At 30.5% G+C, this 20,748-nt stretch carries 23 protein-coding genes; 1 reads left to right on the plus strand and 22 read right to left on the minus strand.

What is annotated here, in order from left to right; genetic code table 11:
• Positions 1-14: 14 nt before the first annotated feature.
• From pyrR to ychF, 20 genes are all read right to left on the minus strand, one after another.
• Positions 15-551: a bifunctional pyr operon transcriptional regulator/uracil phosphoribosyltransferase PyrR gene (gene pyrR / locus FAY47_RS00600; protein WP_143314382.1), complete on the minus strand. Its 537-nt coding sequence runs from the start codon at positions 549-551 to the stop codon at positions 15-17.
• An 11-nt stretch (positions 552-562) separates the two neighbouring features.
• Positions 563-1,480: an RluA family pseudouridine synthase gene (locus tag FAY47_RS00605; protein WP_143314384.1), complete on the minus strand. Its 918-nt coding sequence runs from the start codon at positions 1,478-1,480 to the stop codon at positions 563-565.
• Between the two features lie 150 nt (positions 1,481-1,630).
• Entirely contained in the window at positions 1,631-2,236 is a 606-nt protein-coding gene (locus FAY47_RS00610; protein ID WP_143314386.1) for a DivIVA domain-containing protein, read from the minus strand.
• Between the two features lie 15 nt (positions 2,237-2,251).
• The gene (locus FAY47_RS00615; RefSeq protein WP_143314387.1) at positions 2,252-3,019 is read right to left on the minus strand and encodes a YlmH/Sll1252 family protein; all 768 of its coding nucleotides are present in this window, start codon (positions 3,017-3,019) and stop codon (positions 2,252-2,254) included.
• A 2-nt stretch (positions 3,020-3,021) separates the two neighbouring features.
• Positions 3,022-3,282, minus strand: a complete 261-nt coding sequence (locus tag FAY47_RS00620; RefSeq protein WP_143314388.1) for a YggT family protein — start codon at positions 3,280-3,282, stop codon at positions 3,022-3,024.
• A gap of 9 nt (positions 3,283-3,291) precedes the next feature.
• The gene (gene sepF, locus FAY47_RS00625; protein ID WP_143314390.1) at positions 3,292-3,753 is read right to left on the minus strand and encodes a cell division protein SepF; all 462 of its coding nucleotides are present in this window, start codon (positions 3,751-3,753) and stop codon (positions 3,292-3,294) included.
• The gene (locus FAY47_RS00630) at positions 3,746-4,426 is read right to left on the minus strand and encodes a YggS family pyridoxal phosphate-dependent enzyme (RefSeq protein ID WP_143314391.1); all 681 of its coding nucleotides are present in this window, start codon (positions 4,424-4,426) and stop codon (positions 3,746-3,748) included. The genes sepF and FAY47_RS00630 overlap by 8 nt, the downstream gene beginning before the upstream one ends.
• Before the next feature lie 92 nt (positions 4,427-4,518).
• On the minus strand, positions 4,519-5,253 hold the full coding sequence (locus tag FAY47_RS00635; protein WP_143314393.1) for a DUF881 domain-containing protein: 735 nt from the start codon (positions 5,251-5,253) through the stop codon (positions 4,519-4,521).
• Between the two features lie 9 nt (positions 5,254-5,262).
• Entirely contained in the window at positions 5,263-5,604 is a 342-nt protein-coding gene (locus FAY47_RS00640; RefSeq protein WP_143314395.1) for a DUF1290 domain-containing protein, read from the minus strand.
• Between the two features lie 11 nt (positions 5,605-5,615).
• Positions 5,616-6,344, minus strand: coding sequence for a DUF881 domain-containing protein (locus tag FAY47_RS00645; protein WP_143314398.1), 729 nt, complete (start codon positions 6,342-6,344; stop codon positions 5,616-5,618).
• 13 nt (positions 6,345-6,357) lie between these two features.
• Complete coding sequence (locus FAY47_RS00650) at positions 6,358-7,104, minus strand: FtsQ-type POTRA domain-containing protein (protein ID WP_185966669.1); 747 nt, start codon at positions 7,102-7,104, stop codon at positions 6,358-6,360.
• Between the two features lie 137 nt (positions 7,105-7,241).
• Positions 7,242-8,360 (minus strand): stage V sporulation protein E, encoded by a 1,119-nt coding sequence (gene spoVE / locus FAY47_RS00655; RefSeq protein ID WP_243129492.1) that lies wholly within the window; start codon positions 8,358-8,360, stop codon positions 7,242-7,244.
• 21 nt (positions 8,361-8,381) lie between these two features.
• Positions 8,382-9,356, minus strand: a complete 975-nt coding sequence (mraY, locus tag FAY47_RS00660; protein WP_143314402.1) for a phospho-N-acetylmuramoyl-pentapeptide-transferase — start codon at positions 9,354-9,356, stop codon at positions 8,382-8,384.
• Between the two features lie 52 nt (positions 9,357-9,408).
• Positions 9,409-10,755, minus strand: coding sequence for a UDP-N-acetylmuramoyl-tripeptide--D-alanyl-D-alanine ligase (gene murF, locus FAY47_RS00665; protein ID WP_143314404.1), 1,347 nt, complete (start codon positions 10,753-10,755; stop codon positions 9,409-9,411).
• Positions 10,756-10,861: 106 nt separating this feature from the next.
• Positions 10,862-12,319, minus strand: coding sequence for a UDP-N-acetylmuramoyl-L-alanyl-D-glutamate--2,6-diaminopimelate ligase (locus FAY47_RS00670; protein ID WP_143314406.1), 1,458 nt, complete (start codon positions 12,317-12,319; stop codon positions 10,862-10,864).
• 34 nt (positions 12,320-12,353) lie between these two features.
• Positions 12,354-14,555 (minus strand): stage V sporulation protein D, encoded by a 2,202-nt coding sequence (locus tag FAY47_RS00675; RefSeq protein WP_143314408.1) that lies wholly within the window; start codon positions 14,553-14,555, stop codon positions 12,354-12,356.
• Positions 14,556-14,604: 49 nt separating this feature from the next.
• Positions 14,605-15,105, minus strand: coding sequence for a cell division protein FtsL (locus FAY47_RS00680; RefSeq protein WP_143314410.1), 501 nt, complete (start codon positions 15,103-15,105; stop codon positions 14,605-14,607).
• A 34-nt stretch (positions 15,106-15,139) separates the two neighbouring features.
• The gene (rsmH, locus tag FAY47_RS00685; protein WP_143314411.1) at positions 15,140-16,072 is read right to left on the minus strand and encodes a 16S rRNA (cytosine(1402)-N(4))-methyltransferase RsmH; all 933 of its coding nucleotides are present in this window, start codon (positions 16,070-16,072) and stop codon (positions 15,140-15,142) included.
• Between the two features lie 11 nt (positions 16,073-16,083).
• Positions 16,084-16,512, minus strand: a complete 429-nt coding sequence (gene mraZ / locus FAY47_RS00690; protein WP_143314413.1) for a division/cell wall cluster transcriptional repressor MraZ — start codon at positions 16,510-16,512, stop codon at positions 16,084-16,086.
• A gap of 348 nt (positions 16,513-16,860) precedes the next feature.
• The gene (ychF, locus tag FAY47_RS00695; RefSeq protein WP_143314415.1) at positions 16,861-17,958 is read right to left on the minus strand and encodes a redox-regulated ATPase YchF; all 1,098 of its coding nucleotides are present in this window, start codon (positions 17,956-17,958) and stop codon (positions 16,861-16,863) included.
• 219 nt (positions 17,959-18,177) lie between these two features.
• On the opposite strand from ychF, the gene pdaA reads away from it, so the two are divergent.
• Positions 18,178-18,963 carry a delta-lactam-biosynthetic de-N-acetylase gene (pdaA, locus tag FAY47_RS00700; protein WP_143314417.1) on the plus strand — a complete coding sequence of 262 codons (786 nt, stop codon included), beginning with the start codon at positions 18,178-18,180 and terminating at the stop codon, positions 18,961-18,963.
• A gap of 143 nt (positions 18,964-19,106) precedes the next feature.
• Here pdaA and FAY47_RS00705 read toward each other — a convergent pair whose 3' ends face one another.
• Positions 19,107-19,757: a cyclodeaminase/cyclohydrolase family protein gene (locus tag FAY47_RS00705; protein WP_143314419.1), complete on the minus strand. Its 651-nt coding sequence runs from the start codon at positions 19,755-19,757 to the stop codon at positions 19,107-19,109.
• 28 nt (positions 19,758-19,785) lie between these two features.
• Positions 19,786-20,700, minus strand: a complete 915-nt coding sequence (locus tag FAY47_RS00710) for an AEC family transporter (RefSeq protein ID WP_143314421.1) — start codon at positions 20,698-20,700, stop codon at positions 19,786-19,788.
• Positions 20,701-20,748: the final 48 nt, after the last annotated feature.

Consider the following 20,748-nt stretch of genomic DNA (forward strand, 5'->3'; position numbering starts at 1 on the left):
CCTTCTCCTTTTAGTTAATCCTCATATATTTTTACTGAATCCTCATTATCAATTTCAAGAATATGTACAGCTATCTTCTCATCCTTTGATGTTGGTATATTCTTTCCTACATAGTCTGCTCTAATTGGTAATTCTTTATGTCCTCTATCTATTAATACTGCAAGCTGAATTGCATTTGGTCTAGCGACATCTATTATTGCATCCATTGCTGCTCTAACTGTTCTACAAGTAAATAAAACATCATCTACTAAAATTACTTTTTTATTTTCAACATTTACGCCTAACTCAATATTAGATACTTTAGGAGCTTCTTCCTTGTATGTTAAATCATCTCTATAAAATGTTATATCTACACTTCCCACAGGAACGCTAACTCCTTCAATTTTAAGTATTTCATTTGCAATTCTTTGAGCAAGTGGATAACCCCTTCTTTTTATTCCAACCAAGACAATTTCCTCTACCCCTTTATTTCTCTCAATAATCTCATGGGATATTCTAATTAAACTTCTCTTAACCGCTTTATCATCTAGCAGGTTAGCTTTCAACTTCATTTTTTTACCTCCTAAACAACCTCGTTACGTAATTTATCTAATAATTCACTAAAATATAGTGGCAACTCTGACGTAAATTCCATATACTCATTTTTAGTTGGATGTATGAAACCAAGAGTTTTTGCATGTAACGTTTGTCCATCTAACTTATATTTTTGCTTTTTAAATCCATATAAAGAATCTCCAACTAGCGGATGTCCAATTGATGCCATATGAACTCTTATTTGATGAGTTCTCCCAGTCTCCAAAACACATCTAACTAATGTTGTACTCTTAAATCTTTCAATAACTTCATAATGTGTTACTGCCCTTCTTCCACCTTCAACTATTGAAATTTTAATTCTATCCTTCTTATCTCTTGCAAGAGGTCTATCAATCATACCTCTATCTTCTTTCAATCTACCTTCAGCCAAAGCATAATACTCACGCTTCATAGAATGATTTTTAAGTTGTTCAGATAAAAAAATATGTGCTTTATCATTTTTTGCAACAACTAGTATACCTGTTGTATCCTTATCTATTCTATGTACTATTCCTGGCCTAATTACTCCATTAATTGTAGATAAATCTTTACAATGATATAATAAAGCATTAACTAAAGTACCATTATAATTACCTGGTGCCGGATGGACTACCATACCTTGCGGTTTATTTACTACAATTACATCTTTATCTTCATATATTATATCTAATTCTATATTTTCAGGCTCTACTTTTAATTTCAAAGGTTCTGGTAGGCTAATTTTAATTTCATCATAGGACCTTAATTTATAATTACTTTTTATATCTTTTCCATTAATTATAACATTGCCTTTTTCAATCAACCCTTGTAAGTATGACCTGGACTTATCTTTAAAAACTTGAGTTAAATACTTATCAACTCGCTCCCCTTCAAAGTTCTCGTCTACTACAAAAATAGTTTCTTCCATTACATTATACACCTCGCCATTGTATTCCTTAACATTATAATATAACATTACTTATTACTCAATTATTAATTTGAAGCTAATCTTTTCCTTTGAATATTATTGCACAACAAAAAAGAACCACCATTTTAGTGGTTCCTTCAAAAAATATATTTATTCCTCATCTTCTTCTGATTTAGCAAAAAAACTTTTTATTTCATCTATACTATCATCAGCATCTTGATATGAACTTAAATTTTCTTCATTAAAATCTATATCAGTGTCTTTAACTTCTTCCTCAACTGGTGTAGCAATACTATAATTTTTATTAAGATCTTTTTCTAAATCATCAAAAGTTTCTAATTGTGTATTTATAAAGTTTCTAAACTTAGCTCTAAACTTTATAAATTCTTGCTTTGTTTTATCAAATTCTGCATTTATTTCAATTACATCATTATGAGATTTATCTAAAATCTTTTGAGCAGTCTCATTTGCATTCTTTATTATCATTTCAGCTTCTTTTTGAGAAGAAGATTTTGCTTGTTCAGCCGCATTTTGAGCTAGTACTAACGTATTTTGTATTGTAGTCTCAATTTTTGAATATTGCTCTATCTTTTCTGTTGCAACTGTAAGTTTTTCTCTTAGTTTCGAATTATCCTTATACAATTCTTCGTAATTCTCAACTATTTCATCAAGAAATTCATCAACTTCTTCTGGAGAATATCCTCTTAATCCTCTCTTAAATTCTTTATTGTTTATATCCATTGGTGTCAGTTTCATTTAATTCACCTCAAATTATGTATATTTTTTTACTAATACCTTAAATTTACCACTTTTACTATTACCTAATATGTCACTTAATATGAACTTTCCAAATCCTCTAATTGTTATTGTTTCATCTATCTGTACTTCTGACGATTTATTTTTAGCAGAATTATAATCAATAAGTACTTTTCCTTCATCAATCATAGTCTGTGCCTTCCCCCTAGAAATCTTTACAAGTTTTGAAACAATAGAATCCACTCTAAGGGATTGGACTAAAATTATTATCTCATCAAACTTTACTTCTGGCGGAATAAAATCCTCTAATAATATTTCTACAGTACAAGGAGACTTTCCAATTGATTTTAAGTTACTCACTATAAATTCTTCTATCTCTTCACAAACCGGAAAATAACAATAATTTTCGTCGACTAAAAGATCTCCAATTTTATTTCTCTTAATTCCCAAGGCTAATAAAGCTCCCAAATAATCTCTATGACTTGGTATATTGAACTTTGATGAACTAGTTATCTTTATAACTTTAAACGGATAAGGTATATTATAAATGTTGTTAAAAGATATCATCCTTCGCTCAGAATCTTTGAAAAATCCATTAGAAGAAATATTAAAATCATTGTTTCCTAAAACTTTTTCAAAAAACTTCCACACTTTTGGGGAATAGAAATTATTGCCAAAGAGAGGTATCTCCCTCTCTCTAGCCAAATTATATTTTTCATATAGATTAAGAACTTCTGGTTTGTCACCATCTTCGAAGTTTTTTAATAATGTCTTTTTATCCATAATTAAAATATTGTAATAAGAAACCTACTTATCATTTGGAGAAGGATAAGTGCAAATATTGGTGAAACATCAATACCTACATTTCCAAAATACTTATATTGCAATCTCCTAAAAGGCTCTAAAATTGGATTTGTAATAGTTCTAAGTAAATTCATTATTTCATTTCTACTATCTTGAATAATCCAAGATAGTATGCACTCAATAAAAATAATCAGCTCATAAAATCTAATAAAAGTTAACAATATCTTTATTATTATTTCCATTAGCTGCTCCTATTTTGACCAGTTAAACATAGCTTTTGAACTCAACTCACTTTTAAGTTCATTTGTAACTTCAACATTTGAAGGAGATAAAATATATACACCTTTTTCAATTTCTTGAAGTTCTCCACCTAAAGCATAACATGTTCCACTTATAAAATCTAATAGTCTTTGAGCTATTCTTATTTCTAAAGCTGATGTATTTACTAACACTATTCTTCTTGACTTCAATGCATCACTTATCTCTGTTGCTTCCTCATATGCTAATGGCTTTGTGATAGTAACCTTTGTTGATGAAGAAGTATGAATATTAACAACTTTATTGTTTCTTTTGTTGTTTTGTATTACAGGCTCTATTCCTTCCTCCACCTCTTCTTCATTTTCCACATCATCAAAATCATCGTATTCATCATACTCATCCTCGTACTCACCAAACCCTAAAAAAGATTTAACTTTTGTTAACATACTACTCATTATTTTCTCCTCCTAAATTATAATTTCTTTTTCCAAATATACCTTCACCTATTCTAACTAAATTTGACCCCTCACTGACGGCGATAGTATAATCATGAGTCATTCCCATAGATAGAACTTCCATATCAATATTTTTGAGTTTTCTTTTCTTTAACGAATCAAAAACTTCTTTAGTTTGCCTAAAATACTTACTATTGCTAGCTTCATCTCCCTTAGGAATAATCACCATAATACCTTTTACTTTTATATAGTTAGATTTTTCAACCTCAATTATGAGATTTTCTAATTCTTCAAGTAAAATTCCACTTTTACTCTCTTCCCTCCCTATATTTATTTGTATAAGTACTTGCGCAATTTCTCCACCTTTTTCATATTCTTTTTCAATTTGTTTTAGCAATTTAATACTTGATAAAGAATGAATCAAATGAACTTTTCCTACTACATACTTTACTTTATTGCTCTGAAGCTTGCCTATAAAATGCCAATTTACATCTTCATGAAAGTTCTCCTGCTTTTTTAGCATTTCTTGTACTTTATTTTCACCAAAATCCCTAATTCCAACCTTATAAGCCTCTTCCATTTCTTCTAAAGATTTAGTCTTAGAAACAGCCAAAAGTTTAACAGAACTTGGCAACTTACTTTTTACTTCTTCTATATTCTGACTAATACTCACAATAGTGCCCCCTTTAGAGTAACTAATCCTATTTATAGTTATTCTTCATAAAAATTATATTTCCTTCACAATTTAATTAAATTTAATTATTTCTATTTATTTTTTTTTATATACTCTTCTGCATACTTCATTTCTGAAATATTTGCAGCTTTAAGAGTGATATTATCCTTTACATCTAAATTTACTGATAATCCTCTAATTTTTAATCGCTTCAAATAACTACCTTCTTGTAATAACAATGTTTTCATACTCTCAGGATCTCCAATAGCATAAATATTAAAAGGTGCTGATACCATATCTCCATCTTCAAATTCTAAAAAAGCATATTTGCAAGTTAATGCTGTTAATGGAGAAATTCTATGATCATTAATTGCTATAGCCTCTGCTCCTGCTGACTTTAATTCATTCAATAAAGAAAACATATCAGCATCATGCAAAGTTTTTCTATCTGCATCCTCCTGACTATCTGCAGAATTATCTATTATTCCATCATTTATTACAACTACTATTCCAGGTCCAGTTGCCTCATTAAGACCTGTCAGCATGCCATAATCACGAACTTGCGCCTTCATATCGCTTAGTATCTTATCATAGTTCACATCATTATTATTATATTTATCGATTTTTTCTTTAATTTCTTGATTGTCGGATTTTAAGCTACCAACTTCTTTTAAAAGATTATTTTTTGTTTCTATAGCGTTTTGATACTCCTTTGCATTAAGCGGAAATGATGAATCAAATCCTTCAAAACTAAAATTACCAGCAATTAAAAAGCCTACTACTATTGTAGAAATAAACACAATGACTTTAGCTCTTTTGTTATTCATTTAATCACCTCATCGTTTTGACTTAGCTTTTTCAATCAAGAGCCTTCTAATTATAGCAAAGTTATCAAATATTCTTCCGCCAAAAACAATTACTGCTGCTATATATATAGGTATTCCTAATTTATCTCCTAAATAAGCTAATCCAGCTGCAAGTAATGCATTTCCAAAAAAACCTGAAATAAAAATATTAGCTTTGAAATTCTTCGACAAATTAGCTCTAACAGCTCCAAAAACTGAATCTAAACATGCGAGAATTGCAACTGACATATAAGGCGAAAACTTTTCAGGTATATTAACATCAACCACAAAACCTAAAATAATTCCTATCAAAACTCCTATTGCTGCTATCATTTATTTTCCCCCTATCCATTAACTGGCTTAATGTAATCACTTTTTATTGTTTGTGTTGTTTTATTAATCCCTACCTCATCTACTAATTTAACATCCACGTCATAATTTGCCAAAGAGCCCGTTGTTAAATTATAATCTGATTGAAATCTAACGCCAACATTTAAATTTGTTTTATCACCTATAGCCTTTATAACTATTTTTTCTTTTGGGCTAACCTTTCCTGCTGATCCAACCCACAAATAATTTCCTGAAGATTTAATACCTGTTTGAGGTGTCATTCTAAAATCATTAACAGATACCGCCTCAGCTCTAGAAAACCATAGTAGATTAATTATGTTAATTAATTCTCTTTCATCTAAATCTGTACTTGAATCACTAGAATTTGCTCCAAATATATTGGTTTTTGGTGTTATTGTAATAACTATTCCCTGACCCTTCACGTCAACTAATCCTAGTTGCATTCTTGCAGTATCCAATTGTTTTTTCACTTCTTTTTCTACTTGCCCTTCTTGAGTAGCACTTTCCTCTATCTTCTTTAAGTCCTCACTTAATGAAGCATTTGCATTTACAAGATCTTCTTTCTCTTTTTTTAAACTTTCTATTTCGCTTAAAACATTTGTATTATTACTATTTACATTTTTATTTTCTGCTTTTGATAATACTTTAAATTGATAAGCTAATAAAAATCCTAAAATTCCGCATACTATTGCTACAACTATTTGTGATGTGAGCTTTTTCATGTTATACCTCCTACTACTCAATATCTGGGGATCCATTAAAACTAATATTTATGTATTTTTTTGCAATACCTTGCTTAAAAATAGCAGCTGCTGTCTTAATTTTATTTGTCAAATTCTCATCATTCCCCAAGTAAACTTCGATTTCTCCAAAATTAAGCTTAATCTTAGAGAGGTTGCTAATATCAATGGATGTTATTTTTACATTATCTCTATTATCATCAAATGACTTTTGTACCTTATATGTATCTTGTAAGATTTCCTTCACTCTCTCAGAATCCCAAACTTTATCTCCCAAATTCTTCCCTGAGAAATTTGCACCCTTTATTTCAACCAAATTTCTGCCATCTATTGAATTTACTTTTTCTAAATAAATCATTTCGTCACTTATTATATTATAATTTCCATTTTCTGAAGCATAATACAAACCTTTTTTCTCAACAATTCTTATTTCTAGAGTACTAGGATATTTTTTACTAAATTTTATATCCTCAACATAAGGATTTTCTTTTAATTCTTTCATAAAATCACTTTTACTTATAAATAAAAGATTTCTATTTTTTAACATCTCTGCCTTATCGACGACATATCCTCCTGTAACAAGATTATCGCCTACACATTTTATTGTTTTTATTTTAAAAATATCTGTATAGTTAATTACTACAACCACAAGTGCTGCCACCAAAATGCTTGATATAATTATTTTTTTTATTTTTTTCTTTCTTTTTGCTTTTCTAATATACTCATTGTTACTCTTTACCATAACCATCCCTATCCCGTTATATTACATAATATGCTATTAATATAATACCACTTAACATTGTTAATTTCATTACAAAATTATAAAATATTTAAAAAAACTACTGCAAAATTTTGCAGTAGCTTCTTTTTTAATTTTATCTACTTTTGTGCATTTGCTTGTCTAGATATATTTAACAAAATTCCCATGGCTGCCATTGTTATAGCTAGAGAGGTACCCCCATAGCTTATAAAAGGTAGCGGAACGCCAGTAACAGGCATTGAACCAGTAACAACTGCAATGTTTATTATTGCCTGAACAGCAATTACAGATGTTATACCTGTGGCTAAAAGAGTTCCATAAGTATCCCTTGCTTCCATTGCTACTTTAACACCTCTCCATATTAGAAAAACAAATAGCAGTATTATAACAATACAACCTATTAGTCCCAACTCTTCTCCTATTATGGAAAAAATAAAATCATTATGAGGTTCTGGCATATACAATGTTTTTTGTCTTGACTGACCTAAACCTAATCCTGTTATCCCTCCGGCTCCTAGTGCATAAAAGGATTGTATTAATTGGTACCCATCACCAGCTGCATCTTCCCACGGATTTATAAAATTAAGCATTCTCCTTCTCCTATAATCAGGAATTAACGCAAATGCAAAAGCTGCCGCAATAAGTGTAGGAGCAACATATAAAAATAAATGTTTTAAATCTCCACCTGCAGTAAAAAGAATTATAAATGTCACTATCATTATTAGTGCTGCTATACTAAGATTTTTTTGTGCAAGTACTAATCCTGCATAAAATCCACCTACTCCGATATAAGGTACTATTCCAGTCCAAAATTTTCTTACACCATCACCTTTTACTGATAAGCTCATGGCCAAAAACAGCACTACTACATATTTTGCCAGTTCTGAAGGTTGAAATGATGTAAATCCTAAGTCGATCCACCTGTATGCTCCATTTGTAGGTTTAAATGCATATACTAGTAGAAGCAATGGAACAGTTATAACCATAAGTGGTACCGTAATTTTTTTCAGCCTATGATAATCAATATTAGCTGTAAAAAATAAAGCTATTATACCTAATACACCAAAGATAATTTGCTTCTTTAGAAAAAAAGTACTATCTTTATACTTAAACATAGCAAAATATGAACTTGCCGAATATACCATAACTATTCCTATTGCCAATAGTATTAATACACAATAGAAAATACCATAATCCATATTTCCTAATTTCTTTTTCTTTCTCATACCTCGAACCATTTAACAACCTCCATACAATTACTAAAGAGAGATAAATCCTAAAATACACAGAACAAACGTAATTACTGAAAATATTGTTACTATCTTAACCTCTGACCAACCTATCTGCTCAAAATGATGATGTATAGGTGCCATTTTAAACACTCTTTTCCCTGTTAGCTTAAAAGATGTAACTTGAATAATAACTGATAAGGTCTCTATAACATAAATACCACCTACTATTATAGCCAACAATGGTGTTTTTAAAACTAACATTATAGTTGCAATTGCACCTCCTAATGCCAAAGAACCTGTATCACCCATAAAAATCTTTGCTGGAAATGCATTGAATTTTAAAAATCCTAGTAAAGCTCCTGTAAGTCCTATAGCAAATACAGACACGCTATAAGCCCCTAACTTGAACGCCACTATACTAAAGAAAGTTAATACAAGAACTGTAACTGATGTAGCTAATCCATCTAATCCATCTGTTAAATTAACTGCATTAGTTATTGCGGCAAAGTAAAATATTACAAAAGGAATATAAAACCACCCCATATTCCATTGAAAATCTATAAATGGTATTGAAATTGTTGTTCCAGTCACTTTATATCCATAAATAGCAATTGCCGTTGAAAATATTAATTGCAAAGTAAACTTTTGTCCCGCTTTTAATCCTTCATTATCTTTATGAATTATCTTTAGTAAATCATCTAAAAACCCAATTAGTCCAAATGCTAAAGTTCCATATAGTACCACCATAGCTTTATCTGACAAATCATATCTCATAAAGATCATAACTAATACTATTGAAAATATAAATATTAACCCACCTATTGTAGGTGTTCCAGCTTTCTTCAAATGACTCTTTGGTCCTTCTTTACGTATATTTTGCCCAAACTTCAGTTTATGAAGTACTGGTATTATTAATGGTCCTAAAATAATCGAAATTATAAATCCCATAAAAAAGGCTAGTATAATTTTATTGTTGAAAAATTGGTTTAAAAATTCCCCCATGGTATTGCTGCCCTCCCTGGCAGCTCACCTCCTTTAATTTCTGTATTTCTATTTATTCTTTTAACTTAGCTACTACATCTTCAAACTTAGCTCCCCTTGAAGCTTTTACCAATATAACATCATCCTTTTTAATGAATGTTCTTATTTCATTTATCATTTCTTCTTTGCTACTGTAATTTTTAAATTTACCGCAATTAAATCCTAATTTATAATCTTCTACATATTCTCCCGTAGTAACTAATATATCTGCTTTATCATTTGCATATTCACCAACAGCCCTATGAGCTTCTTTAGATTCATCCCCAAGTTCTCTCATTGTTCCTAAAACTGCAATTTTCCTTTTACCCTTATAGTTTTTCAAAACATCTAATGCTGCATTCATTGAATCCGGACTAGCATTATAACAATCATTTATTACTGTAAATCCATTCACTTTTATAAATTCTAGTCTCATTGAAGTAGCTTCTATATTTTTTAAACCTCTTTCCATTTCATCGTACGTTACACCTAAGGTTTTAGCTGCTGCTATACCTAATAAAGCATTCAATACATTATGTGCACCAACCATTGGCAACGTAAATTCATGTTCATAATCTCCATCCCTTAACTTAAAAGATGTTGTACTCTCACCCAAAACAATATCCTTTGCAAAAAATTTATTACCCTCTCCATATCCTGTTTTTATGAGTTCATAATTTTCTCTACTTAGATTCTTTAAATATTCATCCTCACTATTAACAATAAGTTTATTATCACTATTAAAGAAATCAGTTATTTCTAGCTTAGCTTTCAAAATATTTTCTCGTGTCTTCAAATTTTCTATGTGAGATAATCCAATATTAGTAATTAAAGCAATATCTGGTCTTGCACAATCTGCAAGGGTATGTATTTCACCAAGATTACTCATACCAAGTTCTAGAACTGCTACTTCTATAGACGAATCTAAACTAAGTATCATAAGTGGTAATCCTATATGATTATTAAAATTCCCTTTAGTTTTAAAAACTTTATATCTCTCACTTAAAAATGCTGCAACTAAGTCCTTAGTAGAAGTTTTACCAGTTGACCCTGTTATACCAACTACCTTTACTCCCAGTTTTTCTCTATAGTACTTTGCAAGTGATAATAAGGCATCATATGTATTATCTACCTTTATCACTGTACCTTTTACTTCCACTGGTTCAAAACAAACTTCGTCTACAATAGCAATAGAAGCTCCTTTTTCCAAAGCATCTTTTACATATTTATTTCCATTAAAATTATCACCTTTTAGTGCTAGAAATATATTATCTTTTACTATTTTTCTTGTATCAGTACAAATATTATTAAATATTTTTTTATTCTTAAGTAACACTTCTCCATCAATAGCTTTCACCAATTCCTTAAAAGTTAACTCCACTTTCTAATCACCTATCTCTTTACTTTATTTCAGTAATATGTGGAATACTGCATACTTTGCAATATTCCACATAACTTATTATAATATACACTTACTTAAAATATTCTTACATTCTACTCTTCAATATTTCGTCGACAACTTCTCTTTCATCGAAATGAATTTTACCTGTATTTAAAATTTGATAATCCTCATGTCCTTTGCCAGCTATTACAACAACATCTCCTGCTTCTGCTATCTCTATAGCTCTTTTTATTGCTTCTTTTCTGTTTTCTATTACTTCATAATTATCTTTATCAATCCCTACTAAAACATCATTTATTATGCTCATAGGTTCCTCTGTTCTAGGATTATCAGAGGTAACTATAGCTATATCCGATAAATCTGATCCTATCTTGCCCATTTGTGGTCTCTTAACCTTATCTCTATCTCCACCACAACCAAACACAGATATAAGCCTGTTCTTAGTAAATCCTTTTGCTGTTTTTAATATATTATCTAATCCATCTGGCGTATGGGCATAGTCAACAATTATAGTATATGGTAAGTTATATTTTCTACCAACCATTTCACATCTACCTAAAACAACTACTTCTTCTATCCCCTTTTTTATACTATCTAACGAAATTCCTAATTTATACATAGCAGCTATTGCTCCTAGTGAATTATATATATTAAATTCACCCGGCATTCCAACCAAGAAATCTTCTTCTCTATCTAACTTTAATTTAAAGCCAATATGCTTGCTTTCACACTTCTCGTCATAAGCCCTAAAATCGCTTTCTTCCTTAATAGAAAAAGTAACTATATTATTTTTACCTTGATTTTTAAGATCTTTAACTACATCTTTTCCATAGTTATCGTCTATATTTACTACACTTAAACTACTTCTTTGAAACAATTTGAATTTTTCAGAATAATAATTTTCAAAGGTTTTATGAAAATCTAGATGATCTCTTGTTATATTAGTAAAAATTCCCGCATCAAATTCTATACCATAAACTCTATCTAATGCAAGGGAATGTGATGATACCTCCATTACACAATACTCACAGCCATTTTTAACCATCTCACTAAATAACTTTTGTAATTCAAATGATTCTGGAGTTGTTCTTTCAGTATCTAACTTTTTATTGCCTATATAATTTGCTATTGTTCCTACTAATCCTACTTTTTTTCCTGCACTTTCTAATATAGTTTTAAGCATAAAAGTTGTTGTTGTCTTTCCATTAGTTCCTGTAACTCCGATAATCTTCATCTTTTTACTAGGATTTTCATAAAAATTGCAACCAATTATAGCTAAAGCTTTCCTACTTTCTTTAACTCTTATTATAGTTATACCCTTATCTTCACATTCAACTAAATCCTCACAAACTATAGCTATTGCACCTTTTTCCACTGCTGCATTAACATATTTATGTCCATCAACTTGGAATCCTTTTATACATACAAAAAGGTCTCCTTTTTTGACAAGCCTACTATCATAGTTAACTTCATTAATTGTTATATTTTCACTTCCTTGTACTACTTCATAGTTTAATCCTTCTAATAATTCTTTTAGAATCATGTTACCACCTCAAATTTATTTATCTGTATTAGAATTAATCTTTATAACTAGAGTTTAATTCTAATTTTATTGCTGTTTCCTTCGTAATTACCTCACCAGCTGGTACATTCTGAGTATATACCATGCCACTTCCTGAAATTGTATACTTTGTTAGTCCCAAAGATTTTAGCAATCCTGTTGCTTTCTCAGAAGAATACCCTCTAAGTTCAGGCATTACAATACTATTAGTGCTTCCACCATCTTCATTTACATAAAGGCTTATTTTGGACCCTTCCTTTACTGTATATCCTGGATATGGTTTAATTGTTTTAACAACACCACCTTCTCCAACTAACTCTCCATTTAATTTTAAATTACTTAAAACTTTTTTAGCTTCATCAACCTTCATTCCTCTTACTTCAGGAATAACTACATCCTTTACTAATGCATTATCATTTTCAGCAGAGAATTTACTTTCCATATAATTAAATATGTCAGTAAATAATATTTTAGCATAAGGTACTGCTACTTGACTAGCATAGTATGCTCCAGCTCCAGGTTCATCAACAGTAATCATAATTGTTACTTTAGGATCGCTAACAGGGGCCATTCCTACAAATGATGATATATATTTTTCATAATTTCCAGTTTCTCTATTTACTTTTTGAGCAGTACCTGTCTTTCCTCCTATATGATACCCTTCAATAAATGCACCATTACCTGATCCATTTGTTACAACCCTCTCTAAGTATTGTCTTAGTTGAGCTGCATTATCACTACTAACTACTTCAGTTTTAGTTGGATCAAATGTGTTATCAACTACAACAGTACCATTATCATCTTCATGGGTAACTTCTTTCATAACATGAGGTTGAATTAGTTTTCCCCCGTTTGCAATTGCATTAAATGCAGTCATATATTGAACTGAGTTAACCGTATTAGTTTGGCCAAAAGATATAGTTGCTAGGTCAGTTTGCGAAATGTTTTCAACTGCTTTTACTATCCCTGAAGCTTCCCCTGGTAAATCCACACCACTTTTTTGACCAAATCCAAATTTCCCTATATATTCACATAACTTTTCTTTTCCTATCTTTTCACCTAGTTGCATAAATCCAACATTACATGAATTTTGAATTATATCCCCAAAATGCTGAGTACCATGCCCCTCAGGCTTCCAACATTTTATTGTTCGCTTACCAAATTGCAAACTACCATTACACGTAAAAGTATCACTATCTGAAACTAAATTTTCCTCCATAGCTGTAGCTGCTGTTATAACCTTGAATATCGAACCTGGTTCAAAAGTGTCATTTACTAACCTATTTCTCCACATTTTTTGAACTTTTTCACCTTCAGTATTTCCCTCAAAAGATTCTATTCCCGCATAAGGATTATTAGGATCAAAATCCGGTTTATTTACCATTCCTAATATTTCTCCCGTTTTAGGATCCATAACCAAAATTGATACAGCCTTTGCCTTTTGTTCCTTTTCAGCTTGTGTAGCAACTTTTTCAGCAAAAGCTTGAATATTTTCGTCAATAGTTAAATTCACATCTTTCCCTTGAACAGGTGCAGTATATTGCGAAATAGTATATGGTAAATCTCCACTTTTGCTATCAAGTTCAGCTATTTTCATTCCTGGTGTTCCTGATAACACATCATTATATTTTAGTTCAACACCAGTCAATCCCTCACCATCTATATTGGTACTACCTAATACATGCGCCAAAAAGTTGTTATTTGGATAATATCTTTTAGTATCTGGCGAAATGATAACACCTGATATTTTTAATGCTTTAACACTATCCGCAGCTGCTTTCTCAACTCTTCTTTCTAATATTGCTGAACCAGCTTCTGCCCCACTTTTAAGTTTAGTCTCAAGCTTTTCCAAAACTTTTTTTTCATCTATTCCAGAAGCATTAGCAATAGCTTTAGCTATTTCCGCATTACTCTTATATTTTGAATCTTCCTTTTTTATATAAGCCCTTATGGAATTCAAATCAAAATCAATTCTATATACATTTGCAGAAACTGCAAGTTCTACACCATTTCTATCTAATATTCTACCTCTTTTGGCAGATATTTTAACTTCGCTTGTCCATTGTTCTTGGGCCATACCTGAATATTCACTCTGCTTCACTATCATTATATAAGCAAGCCTTAACGTAAGTAAGAATAACAACGTTGTTATAGCAATCAATGCTGCACTTATTCTTTTCCTCATCTTTGCTTTGTCCCTAAAATTTCTCTTCTTCACCCTAACGCCTCCGTCAATATTCTTTGATAAACAAACTTAGGATGCACTGCTATTTTAGCGCATCCATTAGCTTTGAAAACAATGTTTCTTGATTCGTCTTATCTTCTGTTTTTTTCTTATCTTTATCTTCAAGATATCCCTTAGGAATCTCTATTTGTATCCTATTGTCCTTTGTAGGTACAAACATACCCAATCTTTGTTCCGCTTGAGTTTTAATATTATCAAGAGTACCAACTTTTAAAAGTTCAACCCTTAAAGCTTCATTTTCATCATTTAGATTCTTAATTTGAGAATCTATATTTCCTACTTCCTTTTGCATATTATATACTTTGACATCCCTTGATATAGTGACCATCCCAACAAAAAAAATAACACATGCAATTTGAACTGCAGCTTTTCTAACACCCTTTTGTTCTTCTAATTTTCTTTTATTCCTATCTCTCTTTGAACGTTTTAGTTCTTCATACTTCTTTTTGTCCTTTTCATTACTTTTCCTATGTGGACTTATAGCATTATTGCCTTTTACATAATCATATTCTTTCACTATCATAATATTCACACCCCGGTTTATTTATAACTATAGTCTAAATTCTTTCTACTATTCTAAGTTTTGCACTTCTACTTCTAGGATTCTCTTCAACCTCTTCACTTGTTGGTTCTATAGCTTTTCTACTTACCAATTTTACTAAAGGTTCTTTCCCACATACGCAAACTGGAAATTCTTTAGGACAAGTACATGGATTTGCTAACTCCCTAAATTTCAATTTTACTATTCTATCTTCTAAGGAATGGAATGTTATTATCGCCATTCTTCCTCCTTTGTTTAACCTATTAACTCCATCTTCTATCGCTTTATTAAGAATTCTAAGTTCCCCATTCACTTCAATTCTTATAGCTTGAAAAGTTCTCTTTGCAGGATGTGGACCTTCTCTTCGAGCCTTTGCCGGTATTGCATTTTTAATTATTTCAACTAGTTCTAACGTTGTTTCAATAGGCTTTTCAACTCTCCTATCTACAATAAAAGTTGCTATTCTCTTGGCAAACCTTTCTTCTCCATAATCCTTAATTATTCTATATAGTTCATCCATAGAATAATTATTAATAATCTCATATGCTGAAAAATCATTTTCTCTATTCATTCGCATATCTAAAGGAGCATCTTTCATATAACTAAAACCTCTTTCCCCTTCATCTAGTTGATACGAAGAAACTCCAAGATCCATAAGAATACCATCCACTTTAGGTATATCTATAGATTCTAAAATATTGTCTATATTATAGAAATTGTTATGTACAAACTGTACATTTTTATAATTTTTTAACTTTTCTTTAGCAGCCTTTAGTGCATCATTATCTTGATCGATTCCAACTAACAATCCATTTTCAGAAAGTCTTCTTAAAACTTGGCTTGAATGACCAGCACCCCCAAGAGTACAATCAACATATATACCATCTTTTTTTATGTCTAAACCTTCAAGGCACTCATCTAATAAAACCGATACATGTTTAAATTCCATATCAAAACTCCTTATATTCCTAATTCGCTCATTTTCTCCGCAATTGATTCGTAATCTACATTTGAATCATTGTATTCCATCCACTTTTCTTTACTCCATATCTCTACTCTGGTTAAAACTCCTATACTTACTATGTCCTTTTCTATAATTGCATATTCTTTAAGATTCTGTGGAATCAATACTCTTCCTTGCTTATCCATATCTACTTCGCAAGCTCCAGCAAAGAAAAATCTAACAAAGGCTCTAGCATCTTTATTAGTTAAAGGTAGTGTTTTTAACTTTTCTTCCATTTTTTTCCATTCGTTGAGCGGATATACATATAGGCAACCATCTAACCCCTTGGTAATAACAAATTTATTTCCAAGATCCTCCCTTAACTTGGAGGGTACAATCATTCTATTTTTCACATCTAAGGCATGTTGATATTCACCTATTAACATAAAATGTACTCCTCAATATTCATTTTGGTATTTGTGCTCTACTTATAACCACTTCACTCCACTTTAACCCACTTTTTTATTACTATTCGTTAAATAATTTAAATATCCTCTTTTTTTATTGATTTATTTTTTAAATTTTATAATAAAAAAGCAAATAAAGAGCTAAGCAAATATTGCCTAGCCCTTATATACACTAACTTCAAAACACTTTTTATCAATTATTAATTTTTTATTAAATTAATTTTTTTATAAAAATATCTTTTATATACTCCCAAACCACTTGGTATTTCTATATTTTTTTGTAACTTCTTGTAGCCACAGTCGCAAACTATTAAAATAGTTAGTTCACTAAACATTAAATCTAAAATTAACTATATCTCCATCTTTCATAACATACTCTTTGCCTTCAAGTCTGTATAATCCTTTTTCTTTCGCCTTAGCTTCAGAACCACATTCTACAAGATCATCATACGAAACCACTTCCGCTCTAATAAACCCTCTCTCTATGTCAGAATGAATCTTACCTGCTGCTGCAGGTGCCTTTGTTCCTTCTTTAATAGTCCATGCTCTAACTTCTTGCACTCCAGCTGTTAAGAAACTCATAAGTCCTAACAGTTTATATGATGCTTGTATTAACTTATCAAGTCCAGATTCTTCTAATCCATATTCGGCCAACATTTCTGATTTTTCCTCATCATCAAGTCCTGATAATTCTTCTTCTAATTTTGCACAAACTACCATAACTCCTGAGTTTTCCTTTTCTGCATAACTTCTAACAGTCTCAACATATTTATTATTTGGATCTCCACTTGCTATATCATCTTCTGATACATTGCAAGCATATAATACTGGTTTAGAAGTAATTAGGAAAAGACTTTTAATAAAAGTAGCTTCATCGTCTGTAACTTCCATTGTTCTAACCGGAAGATTCTTTTCCAAATGAGCTTTAACCTTCTCCATTAACTCATATTCTGCTTTTGCTGCTTTATCACCTGACCTGGCAAGCTTAACTGATTTTTCCAATCTTCTTTCTAAAACTTCTAAATCTGAAAAAATAAGTTCTAAATTTATTGTTTCAATATCCCTAATTGGGTCTACACTACCTTCTACATGCACTACATTTCCATCATCAAAACATCTTACAACATGGACAATAGATGCAACTTCCCTAATGTGTGACAAGAATTTATTTCCTAAACCTTCTCCTTTAGAAGCTCCTTTAACTAATCCTGCTATATCATAAAATTCTATTGAAGTGTATACTTTTTTCTTTGTATTATATAGCTTCTCCAATACATCTAATCTTTTATCTGGCACAGAAACAACCCCAACATTTGGTTCAATTGTGCAGAATGGGTAATTTGCTGATTCTGCTCCTGCTTTTGTTATTGCATTAAACAAAGTACTTTTGCCTACATTTGGCAACCCTACAATTCCTAACTTCATTATGTACATTCCTTTCTCATCTTAAAACTAGCCTCTTGATTATTCTACATTATAATATATCACAAAACTCTTCCAAAATAAACTTTAAAAATCCAAAACAAAAACGAGAAAGAATTTATTCTTTCATAATTACTCACAATTAAATTTTTTATAGTATTTATATTTCTTCTTGTGGACATAATACTTTTAAGAGTAATTAAGAAATAGGTGATATTATTTATGAAGAAAAAACTTTTTATATATTTTTTAACAACTTCATTGATAGTTGGATTCTTGGCATATCCCAGACCTGTAGAAGCATTTTCCTTTGGCAGCGAACTCAATTGGTACTTCGTCCCAACCAAGGAAAAAGGGAAAATACCAGAACCTGCAAAAGAGTCAATAAGCTTCCTTAAAGATTGTAATGGATATTACTTAGGAGACACATCACAAAAAACATTATACCTAACTTTTGATGAGGGATATGAAAAAGGATATACTAGTGCAATTTTAGACACATTAAAAGAGTTAGAAGTTCCAGCTGCTTTTTTTGTTGTAAAGCCATACATAGACAATGAGCCAGACTTAATAAGGAGAATGGTAGATGAAGGTCATTTAGTTTGCAATCATTCTAATCATCATCATTCAATGCCTTCAGTACATAACATAGAAAAATTCAACAGTGAGCTAAATGATGTTGAAGAAGCTTATAAATCTCTTATCGGTGAAGATATGCCAAAATTTTTCAGACCTCCTATGGGAAAATACTCTAAAGAGTCTTTAGAAAAAACAAAAGAATTAGGTTATAAAACAATTTTTTGGAGCTTTGCATATAAAGATTGGTTTGTTAACGATCAACCTTCAGAAGACTATGCTATAAAGAAAATTGAAAACGGAGTGCATCCTGGTGGAATAATTCTTCTTCATGCAGTTTCTAAAACTAATATGAAAGTTTTAAAAACAGTATTAACAGATCTAAAAAATGAAGGATATGAATTTAAATCTTTATCAGAACTGCCTGAATAATGTAGAAAACTTAAACTTGAATTTATCTTTCTCATTTTAATGTTTTCATTAAACTTATCAATATATGTAGATAGTCAGGCAATCCACTTAGATTCCTGACTACTTCCATTAACATATCATTTTCCCAATTAATAAATGTTTTACTATTTACCTGGATATATTATCTCATTTACTTTTTTACAAATTGCCTCTTTTCTCTTTAATGAATCAACTTCTATACTAGCTATTTCCATTTCAATACCTTTTGAAAAACTTTTTTCTCTTAATGAATTTAAGTTAACTTTTACATTTATTATAGATGTTTCTATTGCCGCATGCAAAAGAATTGCTGCACAGCCTGCATCAGAAAGTAACATCTTATTGCCGTATTTCACTGCAATATCAATATTATCATAAAACTTATACCCTTCTTTTGCAAGTTCTAAAGGAGCCTTCATAGCTTTTAAAGTTCCTTCAAGTATCCCTTTATTTCTTTTTTCTTTTTCTTCATCTGTATCTTTCTTTAACTTATAACAATCCATAAGTTCATTAAAGTATCTTCTATCATCTTCCATCAAAATTAAAGATTTCTTAGTAAACTTTTTTGAAGCTTCGCAAAAATCTAAAATCACCTTTTTAGTATCTATATCCAATGCTTCAAATGATTTTTTATTTACTGTTAATGAATACACCATTGAATTTAAACTTCCTGCAAGCGCAGAAACAAGTCCCGCCACACTTCCTCCACCTGGAGATGGTGAACTTGAAGATAAATCCTCAATAAACTCTCCTACCCTATAATCTTTAAACTCCATTAAAATCACGTCCTTACAATACATAAATTTACGATATAATTTTCAAAACTATTGGAAAACTTACTATAGAAAACAAGGTAGTTACAAAAACTATTATAGCTGCATAACTACTTTCCTTATTATAGCTCTCTGCTATTATTGATGTCATTGTTGCCGCTGGCATAGATTGAAGCACTATTATTGTATTAATTAATATACTATCATCTTTCACAAGCTTTGCAAATAAAATAATAGCTAAAGGAATTATTATTAACCTTATAAAAGTTCCATAATACACGGTTATATCTCTAAAAGCTTCCTTCATATTTACCTTTGATAATACACATCCTATTATTATCATGGACAACGGTGTTGTCATGTCTCCTACTAATTTAAAGCTTTTATACAAGGTTCCAGGTAATTCTACATTAAATAATAAAATAGAGATTCCAATATATACTGCCACTATTCCTGGAGTAAACAGAACTTTCCTAATATCCTTAATAGCAAAGTTATCTGAATAAAGCACAATTCCATATGTCCACAAAAACAAATTGAATAGAACATTAAATATAGCTGTATACACTACACCTTCAGCCCCATATATGCTGCTTACTATAGGAAACCCAACAAACCCACAGTTAGAAAATACATTTGCAAACTGTAATACATTTCTTTTACTCTTATCTTTAATTACTAAAAGCAATATGTATGATATTATTCCAGTTATAATAAAACAAAAAAAGCTATAAAAAAAAGACCTTAAAATATTGCTCTTCATACTTTCATCAAACTTTAAACTAAAAGATGTAATTATCAAAAGAGGAAGCGTTATATTCATAAGAATTCTAGTTAGTCCCTTTTGAATTTCACCAGTTATTATATTCCTCTTTACTCCATACAATCCTACTAGAATTATCAAAAATAAGGATATAACGTTGTCCATCACTGCTTTTATCTCCATATATTTTCACCTAAATCCCCAAATTTTATTATTGTACTTTTAAACATA

The sequence above is a fragment of the Clostridium sp. HBUAS56017 genome (assembly GCF_007115085.1).
In the GTDB taxonomy this organism is placed as follows: Bacteria; Bacillota; Clostridia; order Clostridiales; family Clostridiaceae; genus Clostridium; species Clostridium cibarium.